The 13,848-nt window shown below is 61.3% G+C and carries 11 protein-coding genes; 3 read left to right on the forward strand and 8 right to left on the reverse strand.

From position 1 onward, the window contains the following. Nucleotides 1-128: 128 nt before the first annotated feature. Nucleotides 129-1,292 (forward strand): benzoate/H(+) symporter BenE family transporter, encoded by a 1,164-nt coding sequence (locus ACR0A2_RS13615; protein ID WP_480835562.1) that lies wholly within the window; start codon nt 129-131, stop codon nt 1,290-1,292. A 40-nt stretch (nt 1,293-1,332) separates the two neighbouring features. Further along, nucleotides 1,333-1,665 carry a DnaJ family domain-containing protein gene (locus tag ACR0A2_RS13620; RefSeq protein ID WP_480447028.1) on the forward strand — a complete coding sequence of 111 codons (333 nt, stop codon included), beginning with the start codon at nt 1,333-1,335 and terminating at the stop codon, nt 1,663-1,665. Here the strand turns inward: ACR0A2_RS13620 and ACR0A2_RS13625 are convergent, their stop codons facing one another. Both ACR0A2_RS13625 and ACR0A2_RS13630 read right to left on the reverse strand, forming a co-directional pair. Further along, the gene (locus ACR0A2_RS13625; protein ID WP_480835564.1) at nt 1,666-2,448 is read right to left on the reverse strand and encodes a crotonase/enoyl-CoA hydratase family protein; all 783 of its coding nucleotides are present in this window, start codon (nt 2,446-2,448) and stop codon (nt 1,666-1,668) included. Between the two features lie 66 nt (nt 2,449-2,514). Next, complete coding sequence (locus ACR0A2_RS13630; RefSeq protein WP_480835566.1) at nt 2,515-3,603, reverse strand: SMP-30/gluconolactonase/LRE family protein; 1,089 nt, start codon at nt 3,601-3,603, stop codon at nt 2,515-2,517. 70 nt (nt 3,604-3,673) lie between these two features. Here ACR0A2_RS13630 and ACR0A2_RS13635 point away from each other — a divergent pair, with 70 nt between their 5' ends. Further along, nucleotides 3,674-4,783 carry a pyridoxal phosphate-dependent aminotransferase gene (locus ACR0A2_RS13635; protein ID WP_480835568.1) on the forward strand — a complete coding sequence of 370 codons (1,110 nt, stop codon included), beginning with the start codon at nt 3,674-3,676 and terminating at the stop codon, nt 4,781-4,783. 130 nt (nt 4,784-4,913) lie between these two features. Here the strand turns inward: ACR0A2_RS13635 and ACR0A2_RS13640 are convergent, their stop codons facing one another. The 6 genes from ACR0A2_RS13640 to ACR0A2_RS13665 all read right to left on the reverse strand — a co-directional run bounded on the left by ACR0A2_RS13640 (nt 4,914) and on the right by ACR0A2_RS13665 (nt 13,723). After that, nucleotides 4,914-6,104, reverse strand: coding sequence for a pyridoxal-phosphate-dependent aminotransferase family protein (locus tag ACR0A2_RS13640; RefSeq protein WP_480835570.1), 1,191 nt, complete (start codon nt 6,102-6,104; stop codon nt 4,914-4,916). Between the two features lie 51 nt (nt 6,105-6,155). After that, nucleotides 6,156-6,788 carry a bifunctional 4-hydroxy-2-oxoglutarate aldolase/2-dehydro-3-deoxy-phosphogluconate aldolase gene (locus ACR0A2_RS13645; protein ID WP_480835572.1) on the reverse strand — a complete coding sequence of 211 codons (633 nt, stop codon included), beginning with the start codon at nt 6,786-6,788 and terminating at the stop codon, nt 6,156-6,158. Between the two features lie 3 nt (nt 6,789-6,791). Then, nucleotides 6,792-8,597 carry a phosphogluconate dehydratase gene (gene edd, locus ACR0A2_RS13650; protein ID WP_480835573.1) on the reverse strand — a complete coding sequence of 602 codons (1,806 nt, stop codon included), beginning with the start codon at nt 8,595-8,597 and terminating at the stop codon, nt 6,792-6,794. Nucleotides 8,598-8,599: 2 nt separating this feature from the next. Next, nucleotides 8,600-10,045: a glucose-6-phosphate dehydrogenase gene (gene zwf / locus ACR0A2_RS13655; RefSeq protein ID WP_171117571.1), complete on the reverse strand. Its 1,446-nt coding sequence runs from the start codon at nt 10,043-10,045 to the stop codon at nt 8,600-8,602. A gap of 149 nt (nt 10,046-10,194) precedes the next feature. Further along, nucleotides 10,195-12,438 (reverse strand): phosphoenolpyruvate--protein phosphotransferase, encoded by a 2,244-nt coding sequence (gene ptsP, locus ACR0A2_RS13660; RefSeq protein ID WP_480835574.1) that lies wholly within the window; start codon nt 12,436-12,438, stop codon nt 10,195-10,197. 46 nt (nt 12,439-12,484) lie between these two features. Beyond that, nucleotides 12,485-13,723 (reverse strand): aspartate kinase, encoded by a 1,239-nt coding sequence (locus ACR0A2_RS13665; protein WP_152457283.1) that lies wholly within the window; start codon nt 13,721-13,723, stop codon nt 12,485-12,487. Nucleotides 13,724-13,848: the final 125 nt, after the last annotated feature.

The raw sequence follows: 13,848 nt of genomic DNA on the forward strand, positions 1-13,848 counted from the left end.
TTTCCAAATACTCAAATCCGGAACCCCGCCGCGGCCACAACGGCGGGGTTTTCTTTTGCACCATCGGACCTTGCCCGACCCTGCCCCTGCTTGTTAGCAATCAGCGAACTCATTTCTCCGAGGCCGTCATGACGCACAAAGCCCCACCGTTCCAGACAGTCTCGACCGGGCTGGTTGTGGCAATCGTCGGTTTTTTCAGCTCTTTCCCGATCGTCTTGCAGGGGTTGACGGCGATGGGCGCGTCCCCGGCGCAGGCGGCGTCAGGATTGATGATGGCGGCGATCGCCATGGGCCTGACCGCCATCGTGCTGAGCCTGTGGTACCGACAGCCGATCAGCGTGGCCTGGTCCACGCCGGGTGCGGCCCTGCTGGCGGTTTCCGCCACACCTGCGCTGGGGTTTGCCGAAGCGACAGGCGCGTTCCTTTGTGCAGGGGCTTTGACCGTGTTGGCCGGGCTGTGGCGACCATTGGGGCGCATGGCTGCGGCGATACCGACGACCCTGGCGCAGGCCATGTTGGGAGGCGTGTTGCTGCCGCTTTGCATATTGCCCTTTCAGGCGGCAGTTGACCTGCCGTGGCAAGCGCTGCCGGTAATTCTGACATGGTTCATCGCCGGCCGGATCAACCGCCTGTTTGCCGTTCCGGCTGCGGTCGTGGCAGCGTCAGCCGTCGTGGTCCTGAACGCCGGGGACGCGTCGCTGACGCCGACGCAATGGATCGCGGCTCCGGTCTGGACCACGCCCAGCTTCTCTGTGGCTTCGGTCATCGGGATTGCCGTGCCGCTGTCCATCGTCACGATGGCGACCCAGAACATCCCCGGCATCGCTGTGATCCGCAGCTTTGGCTATGCACCGCAGACCGGCAAACTGTTCTCGTCCGTGGGCATTTCCAGCATCTTGTCCTCTCCGTTCGGTGCCCCCGCCACCTGCCTTGCGGCGATCACCGCTGCGATGTGCGCGAACGAGGACAGCCACCCTGACCCCGCGCAACGCTATTGGTCTGCCGTGATGGGTGGATTGTTCTATTGCCTGTTCGGGGTGTTCGCCGTGGCGATTACCGGGTTCGCCATTCATGCCGATCCACTGTTGATGGGCACGCTGACCGGTGTTGCGCTGATCGGGGTGATGGCCAATGCCACATCCGCCGCGCTGGAAGTTCCGGCCGAGCGCGAAGCGGCCATCCTGACCTTTGCCATCACTGCATCAGGGATCACCGCGTTCGGGCTTGGTGCGGCGGTCTGGGGCTTGCTGGCAGGCGGGATGGCCTATCTTGTGAAACAACGCTTTCGGTGAACGGGTTCAAACCGCACTTCAAAGCAAGTATGAAGAGGCCATGTTTGGAGCGTTAGGAAAACTCGTCGAGCGCCAGATCAAGAAAGCCCAGGCCGAGGGTCAGTTGCAGGGCCTCGAGGGCGAAGGCCAACCACTGCCTGACCGGTCATCCGAGGCATTGAGCGATCCGGCCATCGCCGCCGGCCATCGGATCATGGCGCAGGCAGGCGTAATGCCGGAAGAATTCGACATCAAAAAGCAGCTCGACACAGCGCGGCAGGATTATGCGACCCTGACGGACCCGGCAAAGCGCAAAGCCGCAATGGCCCGTATCGCCGATCTGGAAATGCGCTACAACATGGCCCGCGACGCACGGCGGGCCTTCATGCGGTGATCATTTGAACTCGGGCTTGCGGCCCTGCATCTGCGCCATGACAACTTCCATCTGGTCGGGTTTCCCTATCAGTTCCACCTGCTCAGCGGATTCCGCCATCAGAACGTCTGCGCGGGACTGAGTTTCAGCGACCTCGATCAGACGCTTGGCAGCACGGATGGCCGAAGGGCTTTGACCCGCGATGTTTTCGGCAATGGCCAACGCTTCGGTCAACGGATCGTCGGACAATTGCGTCACAAGGCCCCACTCCGCCGCCTGCGGCGCACCGATCGGGCGGGCCGTATAGGTCAGCAGCCGCAGCACGTCCGACCGGACCAGCCGGGGCAGCAGAACCATGCCGCTCATATCGGGGATGATGCCCCATTTCATCTCCATCACGGCCAGTTTCGCCTCGGGATGCGCGATACGGATATCCGCGCCCAGCGCGATTTGCAGGCCACCGCCATAGGCCACGCCCTGAATTGCGCAGATCACCGGAACCGGTACGCGACGCCAGATCAACGCCAGTTCCTGCATCTCGTTGGCGTCTTCATGGCTGCGGGTCATCAGCCATTCCGTGGGGTCCATGTGGGCCATCTTGGCAAAGCTTGCCATGTCGAGCCCGGCGCAAAAGCTTTTGCCTTCGCCAGACAGGACCACGGCACGGGCATCCGACGCGGCGACTTCTTGCCCGGCGGACAAAAGTGCCTTGATCATTGCATCATCCAGCGCATTCATCTTGTCGCCTCGGGTCAGAGTGACATGGGCAACGTGGTCTTGATAGGCAACGGATACGCGTGACATGGAGGACCTCCGGAAATTCAATCGTGACAAACATGCCCGGACAAAGGGCCGAATACCACTGCGACGTCAGGGCATGTCGCTGACAGGCATTCGCCCGAACCACGGGGAATCAAGGGTCATGACATAGAACTGATCGCCTGCGATCTTGCCCCCGGTCGTGATGCCCAAGCGGCCTTGCGGGTCCTGTAGCGTGCGCAGGATCGTACCGTCGCCATCGAACTGCACCATCATGCCACGATGGATCGGCGCGGGGCGCACTGCCGGACCCAACCGCCAGATCACCTTGCGCAGGAACGGGTACGACATCAGCGCCTCGGACGGGACACGCGGGCTGGCGAAGGCCATCCAATAGGTGCCGTCGCCCTGAGCCTCGAGGTTGTCGGGATAGCCGGGCAGGTTTTCCAGCAGGATCTCTTGCCGCCCTGCATTTGGTCCGGTCAGCCACAGCTTGTGCACGCGCGCGCGACCTGTTTCCGCGATCAGCAGAAAATCCTCGTCAGGTGAAAGCGCGATACCGTTGGTATAGACAAAGCCCTCGGCGATTTTCTCGGTGCGGCCGTCGGGTGTGTGACGCGCGACGTAACCCGTATCGGACTGTTCCCAGATGGTGAGGACAGAGGTCGGTTTGGTCCCGCCCATGGTCTCAGGATCGAAACGGTCAGAGGAATTCGAGAAGTAGATCGTGCCATCCCGCGCCACATCCAGCTGGTTGGCGTAGATCACCGGGGCGCCGTTGATGTCACCTACCAGCGTGTCCAATGTGCCCGGACCGGTCCAACGCATCACGCCCCGATAGCTGTCAGCGATGTAAAGCGCGCCATCCGGTCCGGCCTTGAGGCCCAGCGGACGCCCGCCAAGTTGGTCAACCTTGACCGGTTCCGCCCCGTCGATGCGGTAAAGGGTACCTGACAGGCTGGTTGTGTAGATCGACCCATCTGGCATTACGGCGATGTCTTCGGGCCCGATCTCTTGACCCGGCAGGGGGATCAGCTGCACCGCATCCAGTGCCGTGTTTTCAACGAAATCCCCGACAAACCCGGCATCTTCCGGCATTTCGACGGTGACAGGTTTTACCGGGACCGGCCAGACCAGAAGATAGGCGAGCCCCAGGAGAATGACGATCGAGAGAATGCGCATCTGCGCTCCTTTATTCATACTTCTTTTCCAGCACGCCCAACGCCTGTGCGCGCTTGCTCATCGATCGGGCTTGGGGTTATCTGCGGACATGACCGGACCTCGATACACCCCGCTTGCCCAATCCCTGCCCGCCACCGTGCCCTTTGTCGGCCCGGAAACGCAAGAGCGCCAGCGCGGCGCGTCCTTTGTGGCCCGACTGGGCGCCAATGAGAGCATTTTCGGCCCCTCGCCCCGCGCGATCGAGGCCATGGCGCAAGCCGCGTCAGAGATCTGGATGTACGGTGACCCCGAAAACCATGACCTGCGCCATGCTTTGGCCGACCATCACGGCGTATCGCCGGAAAATATCGTCGTGGGCGAAGGTATTGACGGGCTGCTGGGCTATCTGGTGCGGCTGATCGTCGGGCCCGGGGATGCGGTTGTCACCTCGGACGGGGCCTATCCGACCTTCAACTATCATGTGGCCGGGTTCGGCGGCATTCTTCACAAAATGCCGTATTCAGGTGATCACGAAGACCCCTCGGCGCTGTTTGCCAAGGCGGCTGAGGTTGGTGCCAAGCTGGTCTATCTGGCCAATCCGGACAATCCGATGGGCAGCTGGCATTCCGGCGCGCACATCGTGGCCGCGATGGACGCTTTGCCTGATGGCTGCCTTCTGGTTCTGGATGAGGCATATGTGGAATGTGCGCCCGAGGGGACGGCGGCACCTGTCAGTTTAGATGATCCGCGCGTAATCCGGATGCGGACCTTCTCGAAGGTCTATGGCATGGCGGGTGCGCGGGTTGGCTATGCCATGGGTACGCCGGATCTGATCGCGGCCTTCAACAAGGTGCGCAACCATTTCGGTATGAACCGCGCCGCGCAGGCCGGTGCTTTGGCGGCTTTGCAGGATGGCGCGTGGCTGAAGCATGTTCAGGCGCAGATCGCAGAGGCGCGCGCGCGGATCGGTACGATTGCCCGGGAAAACGGATTGGCGGCCCTGCCTTCGGCCACCAATTTCGTGGCGATTGACTGCGGGCGCGACGGGGATTTTGCCAAGGCCGTGCTGGACGCCCTGGTGGCGCAGGGGATTTTTGTCCGAATGCCGTTCGCGGCACCGCAGAACAGGTGCATTCGGGTGAGCTGTGGCCCGGCGTCTGATCTGGATGCGTTCGCCGCCGCTTTGCCCGAGGCGCTCGCGGTTGCGCGGGTGCGCTGATTGATCCCTTTGCGCCCAGTCGGACAGCAAAGGGGGGCTGTCTGCCCCCCATCGCGCCAAGGCGCGATTCCCCCCGAGGATATTTTTGGCCAGATGAAGAGGCGGATCCTGCGGAGACGCCCGAAGGGTGTCAGGCCGCCAGCACGGCGGCGGCGGCTTCGAGGGCCCCCTTTCCACGCGATATGTCAAGTGCAGCCATGCCCGTTTCCACACCGCCCAGAATCGCCATGACCATCTGCCCGTTGATATGCCCCATATGACCGAGACGGAAACAGCTGTCATAATCCTCCATCCCCAAGCCGATGCCCAATGTCAGGCCCAACCGGGTTTCGGTGAACGTACGCAGGGCCGTGCCGCGACCTTCCGTCAATCGCAGGGCCGTGACGGCGTGGCTGCGAAAGTCACGGTCGGCGACGTTCAGGTACAACATGCCGCCTTCGGCCCAGGTCTCACAGGCCGCCCAGATGGCATTGGCCAGGCGCTCATGGCGGGCCCAGACCTGCTCGATCCCCTCTGCATGGATCAGATCAAGCGCGGCGCGCAGGCCATAGAGGTGGTGCGTGGGCGCGGTGCCGTTGAAATACTGGTAGAACAGGTCTGGATTAGCGCGCGGCTGCCAATCCCAATATTGCGAAACGCGCGGCATGGTGGCCCGTTTGGATTGTGCTTTCTCGTTGAAGAAAACAAAACCGATGCCCGCCGGGGTCATCAGGCCTTTTTGGCAAGCGGCAACTGTGACATCGACGCCCCAGCCATCCATCTCGAACCTGTCACAACCCAACGAGGCAATGCAGTCTGCCATCAACAGCGCCGGGTGTTGCAGGTCGTCCAGAAGCCTGCGCAGCGCCGGGATATCGTTCCGGATCGAACTGGATGTATCCACGTGGACCGCCAGAACCGCCTTGATCTGGTGGTTTCGATCCGCACGCAACGCATCTGCGATCCGGTCGAAATCCCAGGCTGACGAGGTGCCGAAATCGATCAATTGGACCTTTGCCCCGATCCCTTCGGCCATTTCTGCCCAGCCATGGGTGAACCTGCCCGAGGCAGGGGCCAGAACGGTTTCGCCGGGGGCGATCACGTTGGACAGTGCCGCCTCCCAGGTGCCGTGGCCATTGGCGATATAGATGGCAACGTTGTGATTTGTGCCGGCAACCCGGCACAGATCGCGCGTCAGGCCGGGCATCATATCAATAAGTTCGCCATCATAGATGTTGGGCGACGGACGGTGCATGGCTTGCAAAACCGCGTCCGGCATGACCGAAGGGCCCGGAATGGCCAAATATGTCCGCCCCCGGGAAAGGGAAACTGTCTGTGTCATGGGGTCAACCTGTATGAATTGACGCCCACATTACCGAGAGGCCGCGCGGCGTCAATCCGCCAGCTTCGACGCCTCGCGGGCAAGTGTCTCGATCCCGGCCCAGTCGCCGTTTTCGACCAGTTGCTTTGGTGCAACCCAGCTTCCGCCAGCGCAGATCACGTTGGGCAATGACAGGTAGTCGCTGGCGTTGGAAGGCGACACGCCACCCGTCGGACAGAAGCTGATCTGGGGCAGCGGCGCGCCGATTGCCTTGAGCGCGGGCGCGCCGCCCGACGCCTCGGCCGGGAAGAATTTCAGCATGTCATAGCCCTTTTCCAGCAACGCCATAGCCTCGCTTGCCGTCGCGGCACCGGGCAGCAGCGGCAGGTCTTCGGCCTCGCAGGCCGCGATCAGGGCGTCCGTGGCACCGGGGGAAACGCCGAAAACCGCACCCGCTTGTTTGGCAGCGCCGACATCTTCGGGCGTGACCAGCGTGCCTGCACCGACCACGCCGCCGGGCACCTCGGACATGAGCTTGATCGCATCCAGTGCCGCCGGGGTGCGCAAGGTCACCTCGAGCGCTGGCAAGCCGCCGGCGATCAGCGCCTCGGCCAGCGGGCGGGCCTGTGCGGCGTCATCGACAACCAGCACCGGAACAATGGGCGCCAGAGCGCAGATTTCGCGGGTGCGTTGAGTTTTGGACATCTATTACGCTCCGAATATGCTGGCGCCAGTGTCGGCGGACCCGACATTCTGCCGAAACGCAGCGAAGAGATCGCGCCCGACACCGTGTTGATTGGCAGAAAGGTCGGCGGTGGCAGGGGACCGGTCCAAGACCCCTTTGGTCAGGATTTCCAGGTCGCCGTTGACCGCGTCGACACGCAGGATGTCACCGTCTTGCAGGCAGGCGATGGGCCCGCCGTCCAGTGCCTCGGGGCAGACATGGATGGCGGCGGGTACTTTGCCGGATGCACCCGACATGCGGCCATCTGTGACCAGTGCCACTTTCTGTCCACGGCCCTGCAAAATCGACAGGATAGGTGTCAGCGAATGCAGTTCAGGCATCCCATTGGCCTTTGGCCCCTGAAAGCGGACCACGACGATGACGTCATCTGTGAACTCTCCGGCCTTGAAGGCGGCTTTCACCTCATCCTGATCGTGGAACACCCGCACGGGTGCTTCGACGACCTGATGTTCCGGCGCGACGGCTGATACTTTCATGACCCCGGTGCCCAGATTACCGGTCAGGCGCGACAGGCCCCCGGTGGGCTGGAACGGGTCATTGGCCGGGCGCAGGATCTTTTCGTTCAGGCTGTGTCCCGAACCATCCTGCCAGATCAACTCACCATCGATCAGTTTGGGTTCCTTGGTATAGTTGTGCAGCCCCTGCCCTGCGACGGTCAGCGTGTCGGGGTGCAGTAAGCCTTGTTCAAGCAATGTACCGATCGTGTACCCAAGGCCGCCGGCCGCGTGGTAATGGTTCACATCCGCCAGGCCGTTGGGATAAACCCGCGCGACCAGTGGAACCACAGCGGAGATATCGGAAAAATCCTGCCAGTCCAATACGATACCACCAGCGCGCGCCATGGCGATCAGGTGGATCAGCAGATTGGTTGAACCACCGGTCGCCATCAGACCGACGATGCCATTGACGAAAGCGCGTTCATCCAGAACCTGACAGACCGGAGTGTAACTGTTGCCCAACGCGCTGAGCGACAGGGCACGGCGCGCGCCTTCCTCGGTCAGGGCGTCACGCAGCGGGGTATTCGGATTGACGAAGCTGGAACCCGGCAGGTGCAGGCCCATAAACTCCATCAGCATCTGGTTGGTATTGGCGGTGCCATAAAAGGTACAGGTGCCGGGGCCGTGATAGGCCGCCATTTCAGCCTTCATCAGCTCTTCGCGGCCCACTTCCCCGGCGGCGAATTTCTGTCGGACCTTGGCTTTTTCGTCGTTCGGCAAGCCGCTGGTCATCGGGCCTGCGGGCAGGAATACGGCGGGCAGATGGCCAAAGGCCTGCGCGCCGATAATCAAGCCGGGCACAATCTTGTCACACACCCCAAGAAAAACAGCCGCGTCATAGGTGTTGTGGCTAAGGGCCACACCGGTTGCCAACGCGATGACGTCGCGCGAGAACAGCGACAGCTCCATCCCCGCTTCGCCCTGGGTGACACCGTCGCACATGGCTGGAACACCGCCTGCCACCTGTGCCGTTCCGCCTGCGGCGCGGATCGCGTCGCGGATCAGGGCGGGATAACGTTCGAACGGCTGATGGGCCGAAAGCATGTCATTATAAGCGGTGACGATGCCCAGATTGCCGGCGGTGCCGGTGGCCATCGATTGCTGATCTTCGCCTGCGCCCGCATAGGCATGGGCCTGACCGCTACAGGACAGATGCGCACGGGCAGGACCCTTGGATCTGGCCTGCTCCATCCGTTCAAGATGTGGGCCGCGCAGATCGGCGCTGCGGTCGATGATCCGTTTGGTGACATCGGAAATGACTGAGTGAACCATGATTACCCTCCGATCTGACGCCAGCGGCGCCCATCGCGATGCATCAGCATCAATGCTTCTTCGGGGCCTGAACTGCCCTGATCGTATCGGGATGGGCGGTCTCCGCGCTGCTCCCAGCCCTGAATGATGGGGTCGACCCAGGCCCAGGCGGCCTCGGCCTCGTCCCCACGCATGAACAGTGTCTGATCGCCACGGATGACATCCATGATCAGCCGCTCATAAGCGTCGGGGGCTTGCGCTTCGGCCCCAAGCGCATCGGCAAAACTCATGTCCAACGCGACATCCGACAACCGGAAGCCCCCTGGCCCCGGATCCTTGATCGTGGTGCGCAGGGTGATGCCTTCGTCAGGCTGCAACCGGATCACCAGAACGTTTCCGTGCAGAGGGCCGACATTGGGAAAAATCGTGTGCGGCGGATCGCGGAAGAACACCGCAATTTCGGATTCCCGCGCGCGCAGACGCTTGCCAGTGCGCAGATAGAACGGCACACCTGCCCAACGCCAGTTGCCGATATGAACCTTGAGGGCGATGAAGCTTTCGGTTCGGCTGGCAGGGTTGCCGACATGATCGACATAACCGCCCTCGCCCTTTTCGGCCCGGTACTGACCGCGCGCGATGTCAGACTGGGCCACGGGCTCCAGCGCTTCGATCACCTTGACCTTTTCATCGCGCACCGCGTTGGGTGAGAATTTCGACGGCGGTTCCATTGCGGTCAGACACAGCAACTGAACCAGATGGTTCTGGACCATGTCCCGCATTGCGCCGGACTGATCGTAATAGGCCCCGCGCCCTTCGACGCTTACGGTCTCGGCCACCGTGATCTGCACGTGGTCGATATGGGTCGAATTCCAGAGGGGTTCGAACAGCGAGTTGGCAAAGCGCAGCGCCATCAGGTTCTGCACGGTCTCTTTGCCCAGATAATGGTCGATCCGGTAAATCTGATGTTCTTCGAAACAGGCGCGCAAGCCTTCGTTCAGCGCCTTCGCCGAGGCAAGATCGTGCCCAAATGGTTTTTCGACGACAATTCGGCTGTCCGGTGTCGCAAGACCGGCGTCATGCAGCCGCTGCGCGATACCCGAAAAAAGGCTTGGACCAACGGACAAATAAAAGGCCCGCACGACGTCTTCGCGCATCCGTTCTTTCAGGTCGGACCACCCGGCCTCGCCCAGCGCATCCACGGGCACATATTCGACATGGGCAAGAAACCGATCCAATGTTTCCCGGGAAAAACCGGGCGCGAACTGTTCCATCGATTTGCGGACCTGATCGCGAAACCCGTCATTGTCGATATCAGAGCGTGCCGTACCGATGATCCGCGCGCCGTCGGGCATTTGCCCGACCTCGAAGCGATGGTACAGGCCCGGCAGGATTTTACGCTGCGCCAGATCGCCGGTCGCACCGAAAAGCACCAGATCAAATGGCTCTACCGGAATTACGCGTGAAACCATCACAGGCTCCTTCTGAATTTGCCGATATCAGCTTAGCACGGCGTGATACCCCGCAAAACCTGACATGTTATCGCTAACATTGCATGTCTATTAGAAAACCGCCCATGAAAAATCAAGCACAGTTTGAAGAAACCGTGCCGTTTAGCGCATCAGGTCTGATGGCGCAGCCAGCCCATGACCGCAGGACGCACCGATTGCTCTCCGCGGTGGCGCGCGTCAGCGATGATCTTGCGAACCTCCGTCAGATTGGACCGCAACAGCAGGCTTTTGACCGGGCCGATCGAGGCAGGCCGCATCGACAGCGTCCGTATCCCCATCGCCGCAAGGCACAAGGCCTCGACCGGGCGGCCTGCATCTTCACCACAGAAGCTGAGCGGCGTGTCCGAGATATCGCAGCGTTCGACGATGCGTTCCATCAGGCTCAGGAAGCTGACATTCAGCGTGTCATAGCGGCGCCGGACCAGTTCGTTCTCACGGTCAGCAGCAAAGAAGAACTGCTTTAGATCGTTCCCGCCTATCGAAATGAAGTCCACTTCGTCAAAGAACTTCTGCGGCGCAAAGGCCAGCGACGGCGTTTCCAGCATCGCGCCAACTTCAAGCATCTCGGGCAGCACATGACCCAATCGCTTTTCCCGCTCGATCGTTTTGTTCACTTCCCAACGGGCTTCGCGATATTCCTCGGCCTGTGCGACAAAAGGGAACATGATGGTCAGCGGTCGACCATTGGCGGCGCGCAGCAGGGCCTGCAATTGCATCCGCATAACACCGCGCTTGTCCAGACCGACCCGAATGGCACGCCAACCCAGCGCCGGGTTTGGTTCCGCCACGTGCTTCATATAGGGCAGAACCTTGTCCGACCCGATATCGAGTGTGCGGAATACCACCCTCTTGTCCCCCGCCGCGTCCAGAACGCGCTGATATTGGCTGACCAGTTCCGACCGTTTCGGCATCTGGTTGCGGATCAGGAATTGAAGTTCAGTGCGGAACAGGCCAACGCCCTCGGCGCCCGAGGTGCCAAGCGATGGCAGGTCGGCCATCAGGCCTGCATTCATCACCAGGTTAATCCGCGAGCCATCGCGCGTGACGCAGGGTGTTTCGCGGATCGACGCATAACGTTCCTGCGCCTTTGCCTGCATCGCGATCTTGTCGCGGAAGGCACTGACCACGCTGTCTTCCGGGCGCAGATGCACAACGCCCTGATCACCATCCACCAGAATGTGATCTCCGTTCAGGGCCTCGGTGGTGATCCGGCCCACATGCACGACCAAAGGAATCGCAAGCGCCCTGGCCACGATCGTGGCATGACTGCCGACAGAGCCTTCTTCAAGCACGATCCCCTTCAGCGCCCGTCCGTATTCCAGCAAGTCGCCGGGGCCGATATTGCGCGCGATCAGGATCGGATCGGGTGGCAAATCAGCACTGTCCGTCTTGCCTTGCCCGGTCAGGATGCGCAGCAGGCGATTGCTGAGATCGTCCAGATCCGCAAGACGTTCACGCAAGTAGGGATCGGTGACCTGCCCCATGCGCGCGCGGGCCTGGGATTGTTCTTTCTCCACCGCAGCTTCGGCGCTGAGACCCAGGGCTATGTCTTCCTCCATCCGCCGCATCCAGCCTTTGGAATTGGCAAACATGCGGTAAGCTTCCAGAACTTTCAGCTGTTCCTTGTCGCCGCCCTGCGAAATTTCGAGCATCTTGTCGACACCGACGCGCAGTTCCTCCACCGCTTCGACCAAACGTTCGCGTTCCCGTTGAGGGTCTTCGGCAATTGGATTGGTAACCACAACGCGGGGTTCGTGCAGCCAGACATGCCCTTCGGCAGACCCTTCCTGCGCCGGGCCGCCGCGCAGCAGAACCGATTGCTGGTGCAGGGGTGACAGGGCCGCGCCTTCGCCGACAAAAGCGCCAAGCTCGGCCATTTCGGCCAGCACCATAGCCACCACTTCCAGCGCATAGACCTCATCGGCGGAAAACTCGCGCGCCTCGCGGGACTGGACGACCAGAACGCCCAGCTTTTCCCCAAGGCGTTGAACCGGCACACCAAGGAACGAGGAATACCGTTCCTCGCCGGTTTCCGGCATGTAACGAAAGCCCTTGGCCGACGGCGCGTCGGCGGTGTTGACGACCTTGCCGAACTTGGCGACCCGCCCCACAAGACCTTCGCCCATGCGCATCCGGGTTTTATGGACCGCTTCCGGAGACAGCCCCTCGGTCGCGCAAAGTTCCAGCGTATCTTCATCGCGAAACAGGTAGATGGAACACACTTCGGCCCTGATACTGTCGGCAATCAGGTGCGTGATCCGGTCAAGACGTTCCTGACCGGCGGCTTCGCTCGCCATTTCTTCGCGCAACCGCCGCAGCAGCTTGCGGGATTCTGTTTCCGTGCCGTCCGCCATGGCCCAACCGATTTAGTGTGTCAGGCGATACCTTTGGCCGATAAGCTCAGGCCGCCTTGTCCAGTTCAAAGGCATCATGCAGTGCCTGAACAGCAAGTTCCATGTATTTCCTGTCGACAAGCACGGAAATTTTGATCTCGGAGGTTGTAATGACCTTGATGTTGATCCCCTCATCCGAGAGCACCTTGAACATCTTGGCCGCCACGCCCGATTGCGAGCGCATCCCGATACCCACAACCGAGACCTTGCAGACATCAGTATCTGCAACCAGTTCGGCATAGTTCAGCTCGCCCTTTTCCTTGATCGCCAGCAGCGCTTTTTCGGCGCGGGCCACCTGATCGGTGGGACAGGAAAAGGTCATGTCCGTACGCCCCTCGTCCGAGATGTTCTGGACGATCATGTCGACATTCACCCCCTCTTCGCTGAGCGCCGAGAAGATGGTCGTGGCGATGCCCGGTCGGTCGGCCACGGAAACAACGGTCATCTTGGCTTCGTCGCGGGAATAGGCCACACCGGCCACAACATTGGATTCCATAATATCCTCCTCGTCGCAGACCAGCGTGCCGGCCTCATCGGATTGTTCTTCAAAGCTTGAGAGAACGCGCAGTTTCACTTTGTATCGCATCGCAAGTTCGACCGAGCGGGTTTGCAGAACCTTGGCACCAAGCGACGCCAGTTCCAGCATTTCTTCGAACGAGATGCGGTCCAGCTTACGTGCCTTTTCGCAGATGCGCGGATCGGTGGTATAGACGCCATCAACGTCCGTATAGATATCGCAGCGTTCGGCGTCGAAGGCTGCTGCAAAGGCAACCGCCGTTGTATCCGACCCACCCCGGCCCAATGTCGTGATCCGGCCTTCCGGGCTGATGCCCTGGAACCCGGCAACCACGGCAACACGCATACCTTCGCTGAATTTCTGGTTCAGGTTCTCGGTCGGAATTTCTTCGATCCGCGCCTGACTGTGCGCGCTGGTGGTCAGCAGCGGCACCTGCCAGCCCTGCCAGCTGCGCGCGGGGATGTCCATTTCCTGCAAGGTCAGGGCCATCAGGCCAGCGGTTACGTTCTCGCCCGAGGACACGACGGCATCGTATTCCCTGGCGTCGAACAGAGGCGACGTTTCGTTCACCCAGCCCACAAGCTCGTTGGTCTTGCCCGACATGGCCGAAACGATGACGATCACGTCATAGCCCTTGGCAACTTCAACGCCGATACGTTTGGCGGCGCGGCGGATGCGGTCCAGATTGGCGACCGATGTGCCGCCGAATTTCATTACGAGTACGGGCATGGGGGCAAAAGTCTCCGCGCCTTGGATTAGTAGTTCCGTGCCTCATAAGCGAGGGGCACCGCAAGGGCAAGGGCGCAAAGCGGTCGCCCCTGCGGCGCAGGGCCGCTTTACATTGCACTGGCGCA

The organism is Ruegeria sp. H8 (assembly GCF_056532905.1).

Coding starts and splice junctions, on each gene's coding strand:
- ACR0A2_RS13635 (WP_480835568.1), top strand. CDS start 3,674: ATGACCGGACCTCGATACACCCCGCTTGCCCAATCCCTGCCCGCCACC.
- ACR0A2_RS13630 (WP_480835566.1), bottom strand. CDS start 3,603: ATGAATAAAGGAGCGCAGATGCGCATTCTCTCGATCGTCATTCTCCTG.
- ACR0A2_RS13665 (WP_152457283.1), bottom strand. CDS start 13,723: ATGCCCGTACTCGTAATGAAATTCGGCGGCACATCGGTCGCCAATCTG.
- ptsP (WP_480835574.1), bottom strand. CDS start 12,438: ATGGCGGACGGCACGGAAACAGAATCCCGCAAGCTGCTGCGGCGGTTG.
- ACR0A2_RS13640 (WP_480835570.1), bottom strand. CDS start 6,104: ATGACACAGACAGTTTCCCTTTCCCGGGGGCGGACATATTTGGCCATT.
- ACR0A2_RS13625 (WP_480835564.1), bottom strand. CDS start 2,448: ATGTCACGCGTATCCGTTGCCTATCAAGACCACGTTGCCCATGTCACT.
- zwf (WP_171117571.1), bottom strand. CDS start 10,045: ATGGTTTCACGCGTAATTCCGGTAGAGCCATTTGATCTGGTGCTTTTC.
- edd (WP_480835573.1), bottom strand. CDS start 8,597: ATGGTTCACTCAGTCATTTCCGATGTCACCAAACGGATCATCGACCGC.
- ACR0A2_RS13620 (WP_480447028.1), top strand. CDS start 1,333: ATGTTTGGAGCGTTAGGAAAACTCGTCGAGCGCCAGATCAAGAAAGCC.
- ACR0A2_RS13615 (WP_480835562.1), top strand. CDS start 129: ATGACGCACAAAGCCCCACCGTTCCAGACAGTCTCGACCGGGCTGGTT.
- ACR0A2_RS13645 (WP_480835572.1), bottom strand. CDS start 6,788: ATGTCCAAAACTCAACGCACCCGCGAAATCTGCGCTCTGGCGCCCATT.